The sequence below is a fragment of the Mesorhizobium sp. M0771 genome (assembly GCF_040320155.1).
Taxonomy (GTDB): Bacteria; Pseudomonadota; Alphaproteobacteria; order Rhizobiales; family Rhizobiaceae; genus Mesorhizobium.
This window is the reverse complement of the sequence record NZ_JAMYPC010000051.1, coordinates 1-6,325: the sequence shown is the minus strand read 5'-3', so window position 1 is coordinate 6,325 and position 6,325 is coordinate 1. Positions and strand designations below refer to the sequence as shown.

General features: G+C 58.8%; 4 protein-coding genes and 5 pseudogenes. 3 read left to right on the top strand and 6 right to left on the bottom strand.

Annotation, left to right across the window (positions count from 1 at the left end):
- Positions 1–685: 685 nt before the first annotated feature.
- A pseudogene (locus tag NKI05_RS31835) lies at positions 686–1,637 on the bottom strand (IS110 family RNA-guided transposase); the annotation flags it as partial.
- Between the two features lie 101 nt (positions 1,638–1,738).
- On the opposite strand from NKI05_RS31835, the pseudogene NKI05_RS32365 reads away from it, so the two are divergent.
- Positions 1,739–2,009 (top strand): annotated as a pseudogene (locus tag NKI05_RS32365) (IS110 family transposase); the annotation flags it as partial.
- Positions 2,010–2,105: 96 nt separating this feature from the next.
- On the opposite strand, the gene NKI05_RS31825 reads toward NKI05_RS32365, so the two are convergent.
- The 3 genes from NKI05_RS31825 to NKI05_RS31815 form a co-directional block, all read right to left on the bottom strand.
- Complete coding sequence (locus NKI05_RS31825; protein ID WP_352794176.1) at positions 2,106–2,351, bottom strand: hypothetical protein; 246 nt, start codon at positions 2,349–2,351, stop codon at positions 2,106–2,108.
- 54 nt (positions 2,352–2,405) lie between these two features.
- Entirely contained in the window at positions 2,406–2,567 is a 162-nt protein-coding gene (locus NKI05_RS32360; RefSeq protein WP_502898786.1) for a hypothetical protein, read from the bottom strand.
- A gap of 268 nt (positions 2,568–2,835) precedes the next feature.
- Positions 2,836–3,732, bottom strand: a complete 897-nt coding sequence (locus tag NKI05_RS31815) for a carbon-nitrogen hydrolase family protein (RefSeq protein ID WP_352794172.1) — start codon at positions 3,730–3,732, stop codon at positions 2,836–2,838.
- Positions 3,733–4,189: 457 nt separating this feature from the next.
- Between NKI05_RS31815 and NKI05_RS31810 the strand changes: the two genes are divergently transcribed.
- Both NKI05_RS31810 and NKI05_RS31805 read left to right on the top strand, forming a co-directional pair.
- A complete protein-coding gene (locus NKI05_RS31810) occupies positions 4,190–4,783 on the top strand; it encodes an ATP-binding protein (protein WP_352794170.1) in 594 nt (197 codons plus the stop codon).
- A 133-nt stretch (positions 4,784–4,916) separates the two neighbouring features.
- A pseudogene (locus NKI05_RS31805) lies at positions 4,917–5,112 on the top strand (ISNCY family transposase); the annotation flags it as partial.
- Between the two features lie 218 nt (positions 5,113–5,330).
- Here the strand turns inward: NKI05_RS31805 and NKI05_RS32355 are convergent.
- Both NKI05_RS32355 and NKI05_RS31795 read right to left on the bottom strand, forming a co-directional pair.
- A pseudogene (locus NKI05_RS32355) lies at positions 5,331–5,612 on the bottom strand (ATP-binding protein); the annotation flags it as partial.
- A gap of 613 nt (positions 5,613–6,225) precedes the next feature.
- Positions 6,226–6,325: pseudogene (locus tag NKI05_RS31795) on the bottom strand (transposase); the annotation flags it as partial.

The window sequence follows — 6,325 nt, the reverse complement described above, 5'->3', positions numbered from 1 at the left end:
GCCGGGCGGCGATTTCAGGACTGGCAATATCGTGTTCGGGCCAGAAGCGCGCTTTCCGGAACTCGAATTGATGTTTTCTATAGTAGCCAACGCCATTCACGAGCACAGGTGTTCGTATCCGTCCGCATGTGTCACCTTGCTCGATCGCGTAGATTGAAAGAAGAGCGAGAACGGACGACGAGCCCGATTGTTGCCGCCAGGCAGGACCCTCTTTGATAGCCTCAAATTTCTGTCTGCTCGTGAGGGTCGAGGTTTCATAGATGCGCTGCTCATGCGCAACGGCGTCGTTCGATCGTAGACCGAGTTTCTGCAGACTGCCGCATCGTAGACGGTCCCCTATCACCAGTGTTCCAAGCAGCATAAGAATGCTAGTTTGTGTCTATGCATCACATGGAGGACGGACCCGTGAAACTCAGAATAGTTATTTGCGGCAGCGATTGATTATGCAATCCTGTTTGATCCGAGACTCACATGACGATGCTAAGAGGTGTGTTAGGGCGGCATCGTATTGCTCCCTATTGGTGGCGGAATCCAGAGCTGGGCCCGATTGCGTGACACGGCTCGGTCAATCGAGCCTAATCAAACTCACATACGGTCGCCGCTTGAGACGGCTGCACCAATATCCCGCTTGCGGCGGCTGGGGCCCAGAAGGCGAGACCCGTCTTTGGTACAGCATTCTAGCCAGCTGGAGGCGCCCCTGATTGCGCATCACGCGTCGTGGAACCAGCGGGTAAGCGCTGAACTCGGTTGATTGCGCAGCCACAGCCAGGCCAACTCGATCATTGTCGTTCGCAGTCGGGGGTTGCCGGCCTTCGAGACGCCTTGCTCGTGCTGGACCGATCCGCTCTGCCAAGGCGTCGGCGCGAGCCCGGCATAGGCGGCGACCTGCCGGCGATTGTCGAAGTGCCGGAACAGCCCTTCCGAGTAGAGGATGGCGGCACACTTCGGGCCGATACCCTTCAGATCGAGTAATGTCGCTGGCGACGTCGATCGCCAGCAGAGCGTCGCGCTCGGCCTGCACCTCTTTGATCTGGCTATCACCAGTTCGAGTCGGTCGAGCTCGCGACGGATTTGCCCCTTAAGACGGCATTGCGCGGCCGTTGCCGGTCCTCAATTCCTCAAGCCGATGTCGCCGGTCATGTCCCAGCGGCCCGTAGCCGGTGATGCCCTGAGCAAACAGCAGGCCCTTGATCCGGTTGACACGGCAGGTCCGCTCACCAACCAGAACCTTGCGTTCACGGCCGATGCGCCGATGGTCCTCCTCCTTGACGCTCGGTACCCTAACCATCGCGCACACGCGCGGCTCGCCTCGTTTGTAGGTGAGCAGCGCACGCACCAACGCCTCACCATCGATCTTGTCGGTCTTGGCACGACGCCGCCGACGCGACGTGGCAATCGAGGCGGCGTCGACGACATGGCTTTCGATCCCCTCGGCCTCCAGGATTCGATGGATACAGAAGCCGTCGAGACCCGTCTCCTGAATGACCACAAGCGCAAAGTGCCGGCCGGCGCGCGCCTGTGCCTTGTCCTGAAGCTGGGCAAAGCGTGCCAGCAGTCCTGTGATCGCCGCCGCGTACCGCATGTTTCGACATCTTCTCCCCACTGCCCGGCGACAGCGAAGTGATCAACCAGGTCGATTTACACGTATGTTCTCGGGGTGAAGGCGGCTCACCCCCGCGACAAGCTGAGAACGGGGGTTGCTTCGAGTGGCCGAAGCCGAGCCCCAAGCTTAGCGAGGGTGAACCATGGCAGGCTTTTCGTCGGTCTGGACGTCTCGAAACTGAAGATTTCTTTAGCCGTCGCGGATGGCGAGCGGGGTGGTGAGGATTTTTCGGGGATATACCCTCAGATCCGGCCTCGGTGTCATCCATCGTGCAAAAGCTGCCAAGCGAGGAACAAAGCTCCACTTCTGTTACGAGGCAGGGCCTACAGGTTACGAACTCTACCGTCAGCTCACCGAGATAGGTCATGATTGTGTGGTGGTGGCACCGGCACTAATTCCCAAGCGTCCCCCAAGATCGGTGCGGATAGCGACCTGCGCTCTGGCAGAGTGGTGTTGCTGACCAACAACTCTGTGGAGGCCAATCATGCGTGTTGTAGCCGACTCACTCCTCATTTGCGGCGCCCGTGCGCAACCTCTTCGGACCTGGGTTCCAGCCGGAGAAAAAGCGGGCATAGGCGGTTTCGGCCTGCTCCACCCAGCGGCGCCCTTCTTCCCGGTGCTCTTGAAAGCTGTTGTTGGATGATATCGTCGTGATCGAGGGCACTGGCAACGCGTCCTCGGCCGCCGCGGTTGTCGCGCCGCACGTGAAGAAAGTGGTGATCGCAAGCGCGAAACAGGTGCGCAACATTGCCTATGCCAAGATCAAGACGGACACGATCGATGCCGGCGTTCTGGCGCAGCTCTATGCCAGCGGGTCCTGCCGGAAGTCTGGATTCCGCACGCACCGACGCAGGCACTGCGCCGGCAGGGCGAGTTCGATCAGCTGGGCGAGGACCTCCGGGTCATCGAGCGCGATTTGCCCGCTCGGCTCTTGAGGATGACGCGTGAAGCGGCTGATGACCATTCCCGGTGTCGACATGACCGTCGCGCTGGCGATTAAAGCCGCGATGCATCCGGGAAAGTGGCGAGGGGCGGCCATGGGAACGAGCTCGGGCTCTCAGCACACGGTCTAGACGGCCTGCCCGCACTTTCGTGCTCCCGGTGCCCGCGTCCCGGATGGGCTCACCATAAGGCCGCTCTCAAGGAAAAGCAGGTCGAATAGGCACCAAAGATCACATACCGGATAACGGCCAAGTCGAGCGCATGAACCGGCTTCCGCCGAAAGCAATCAATCAGCCGTCCACCACGACTGGTAAGGAACCGTTGAGCACCTTGTAGGTATCGGTACGACGGTCCCGAATGAGGCGCGGCCCCCAATAAAGCGCCGAAGCGCGGGCGAGTCCGGCACAGATATCTATCTCCGCAGTGACAATTCCAATGTGGTCAAGTCCGCTGCTTACAACAATGCCACCGAGCGGATCGACAATCTGGCTGAAGCCAATAAAGTTCGATCCATCATATTCACCAACGAAATTGGATGAGACGAGCCAGCGGCTGTTTTCCAACGCTCGCACTCGGTCATATAGGTCGTACCTGCGCACAGCGGAGTTGTTTTCGCGCTCGCCGTGGCCAGGATTTGTGTCCCAGGCGGAACCTATGACCAGCAGTTCGGCCCCCGAAAGGGTAAGTTCTCGGCACCCCTCGGGCCACGATTTGTCGTAGCAGATCAGCAGGCCGACCTTGCCAAGGGGCGTATCAAAAACTGGCCAATGGTCGCCCGGCCGGAAGATATAGTTCTCTTCGAGGGTGAGGTGGACCTTGCGATATGACCCGATATATCCCTGCGGCCCCGCGAGCACTAAAGTATTGTAGAGCATGCCTGGCTGCTTGCCAGCCTCAATGAGGCCAAAGACAACATGGATGTTGTGCTTCATGGCAGCGGTTATTAGGCGCTGCACCGAGGTGCCATCCGGGACCGACTCGGCTATGCGCTGAGCTTTTGTGATGACGTCTTCAAGCTTGCCGAAGTCCAGGATCGCCGGGTAACCCTGCAAGCTCGTCTCGGGAAAGACGACAAGGGAAGCGCCGACACTAGCAGCCTCCTTTATGTACGATAGGTGTAGGTCGAGGTTTTTGTCAACGTCGTATGTGCCCGGAAACGCACACGTGGCGATTATGGTTTTGGGCATGTAGTTCTCCTTGACGAGGGCAGGTTGACTGGATCACTGCCAAGCTATCTACGGATCGCATGGAAGACAGAACAGAGAAAACGAGAAATAGTTATTGGCGGTGGCAGTTGATTATGCAACCGGTAACGCGGATCGTCCCAATTGCTGTCTCGACCAACTAGGTTTGCCGTGAGCGTTTAAAACCCGCCATTCATCTGGCCGTCTCTTCTAATTGCAGCGATATGCTGGTCCTTTAGAGCCGTCCTCAAGCCCATCCGCGTGCCCTTGTTCTTGTCGACATAGCTGTTTCTCCCCGCTCAACAGCTTTGAATTCGTAGCGGAAGCGCTCACCTGTACGTAGCTTTGTGCAGTTTTGCGGACGTCTAAGAATCTCCTTGAGCTGCTGCCGGTTGATGGCCACCGAGGTAAGGTGTTTATTGAACTATGCAACGACGGAAGTTCAGTCGGGAATTCAAGCTTGAGGGCGGTAAAGCTACGGGAGCGCACTGTTTCGGTGGTGCCAAGTTCCTGGGTGCTCAAGGACCTTGACAGCTTCATCTTCGCCGACGCCCCAGTCGACGAGGGCCAGGTGCGAGAACTGGCCACTGGCACCTTCCTGGATGCCAAACGCAACGCCGTCTTCATCGGCAGCACCGCCACCGGCAAAACCCATCTGAGCATCGCCTCCACGATCATCCGTAGCCGCGCCCGGGGGCCGGTCTTCAATCTGGTCGATCTGGTGAACCAGTTGGAGCAGGAAAAGGCCGCCAGTCGCACTGGCCGCTTGGCCGAGAAGCTGCTGCGCTTTGATCTCATCAGGCACGATTCATGTGCTGTACGCAGAGATGTGGAGTCGCCCAGTGCGAGCCCTATTTGCGGCGACGTGTGGCGCGTCGAGCGTTGGACAACTCACATAATATTAGAGGCGGCGCAGCCAGCCAGTGATATCCTCTCCCGGATCCGCACTTCGGGGGAGCCAGTATCTCCGGGAAGACTTGGCAGGGGCCTGCCGCTTCAGATCAGTGTCGGCGCGCGCGTATCGCCAGGCTGGCATTCCCGCGCCATTGGCTGATCGTCTCAAGATATTCGATCGGAGTTACCTGTGCGCCCCTCTCGAACGGGATTCCGAGCACTCGCCGGAGAGTGGCCATATGCTCCGGCGCCTCAGCGATAAGGAATCGGGCAACGGTATGCAGCGGGGTCAAGCGATGATCGTCTTCACGTGCTGCCACCCCTACGCAAGAACGACCCGGCCTTGGAGCAGAAGAATGGCGCCATGGTGCGCGGGATGGTTGGATATCGTCGGTTCGAGGGACTCGAGGCCGTCACGCTGTTGGCGAAGTTCTACCGACCAGCGCCGCTGTCGTGAACTTCTTTCAACCGTCGTTCAAATTGATTGCGTATTCCGATGAAGCCGGCCACCGATTCCAATTTGAAGCCGGCCGGTCATTTCGATTTCATTCCGCACCATTCCGATTGAAGGCGGCAGTTTTCGGTCTGATCCTGGTCTCCTTGATGTTTGGGTTGGTTTTGTTTCAGATCAAGCTTCGGTGTTTTCGGATGCGATTGGCGGGCGCTGTTTTCGCATGCTTTCACCGGTGAGATCGATGCGATAGCCGTCATAAAACGAGGCGATCCAGGATCGCGTCGGCAAGCGTCGGGTTTGCAGCAATTTCCCACCAGCGATTCACGGGGACCTGACTTGTGAGGATGGTTGAGCGTCGTTGTAGCGGTCCTCAATGATCTCCGGGAAATCGCGGCGTTCGTCGTCATTGAGTTTTTCAGGTCCGAGTCATGGAGGATCAGCAGGTCGGTTCTGGTAAAAAATTTGAGGATCCTGCCGTATCGCCCATCGCCTCTGGCGAGGGCAAGAGTGCGAACAGCCGGAGAACCCGGTGGTAGGCGACGGAGAAGTCTTCGCGGCAGGCCTTGTGGCCAAGAGCGAAGGCAAGCCAGCTTTTCCGACGCCGGCTGGCCCGGTGACAAGAAGACCATTATGCTTTCTGATCCAGGCTGAGCGTCATGAACAGATTGCGGTCGAGGGCCGCGCGCGCGGCGCGGAAGTCGGCATTCTCGATCAGAGCGTCATGGCAAAGTTTGGCAGCCCTGGCGCGAGCCTCTTCTGGCTGCGCATGGTCGTCTCGCGTTCGGCAGCATGGCAAGCCATTCCCCGTGCTCGAGGTCGCGCGCTTTAGACTGTGCGTCGAGTTCCTGGAAAGGCGGCTGCCATGCCGAAAAAGCCGAGCTCTCGCAGCATGTCGATGGTGGGATTGATCAGCACTGATAAATCTCATCGTGGAAGTAATCAGGGCCACGCAGGTTGGCGTGATCGATAATGGCGTTTGGTTCGGTGGAATGGCGTGCGGCCTTATGGTTGGCGATGAGCGAATCAACGCTCTTGCAGCTCAGGCTACCAATCTCGATAGTGCGGGCTGACAGGGCTTCGGCCCGATTGCGATCGATGTCGCGAAACAGAGGATGCCCAGACCTGTTCGGAAGCCTTGCTCGGGGTGCGGCCGGATCGTCGGACACAACCAACTCGACGCCCTTGAGGCCGCGCGCCTTGAGGCCGACGAGGAAGTCCCTCCAGGCCGAGCGGCTCTCGCGATTGGCC